1 protein-coding gene and 1 pseudogene are annotated in these 596 nt (G+C 69.6%); one reads left to right on the plus strand and one right to left on the minus strand.

From position 1 onward, the window contains the following. Nucleotides 1-324: TetR/AcrR family transcriptional regulator (locus tag A5681_RS06895; protein ID WP_156737883.1), on the minus strand; the 324-nt coding region annotated here is incomplete at its 3' end. Nucleotides 325-454: 130 nt separating this feature from the next. Here A5681_RS06895 and A5681_RS26335 point away from each other — a divergent pair. Continuing rightward, nucleotides 455-596: pseudogene (locus tag A5681_RS26335) on the plus strand (TetR family transcriptional regulator); the annotation flags it as partial.

Here is a 596-nt window from a genome sequence, read left to right on the forward strand (position 1 = left end):
CTCGCGCATCAGCCGGCCCGATTCGTCGAGCACCGCCTCGATGCGGTCGACCGCGCTTCCGGACCGCGCGGCGGCCGCTCGCAGTCGCGGCAATGCGACGTCGGTGCGCGCCGCGATCGCCGCCTTGATCAGCTCGGCCTTGTTCGGAAAGTAGTTGTACAGGCTGGCGCTGGTGACATCCGCGGTGCGGGCGATCTCCCGAATCGTGGTGCGAGAGTAGCCCTTCTCGGCCACGCATCGCATCGCCGCAGTGATGATGCGCGTGCGGGTCTGCTCGCCGTCCGCACCGACCGGGCGCCCCAATTGCGCCGGGGGACCGCTCATGCGGGAAGGTACCGTCCCTCACGCACCGCGCACCTCCGCCGGAAACCCCGAATTAATCGATCGCTCGATTATATTCGACCTGTCAGGCACCGAGGGCCGGCGGACGGGACACGCGAGTGGGGAGAACACGGTGACGCGGCCGCAGCGGGGACGCCCCGTCGGGGCCAGCGGTGAGGAGACCCGCCAGCGCATCATCGTGGCCACCATGCGCTGTGTGGCGACGGTGGGCTACTCGCGAGCCACGATTCGGGAGATCGCCCGCACCGCGGATG

It is taken from the genome of Mycobacterium scrofulaceum (assembly GCF_001667885.1).
Classification (GTDB): domain Bacteria; phylum Actinomycetota; class Actinomycetes; order Mycobacteriales; family Mycobacteriaceae; genus Mycobacterium; species Mycobacterium scrofulaceum_C.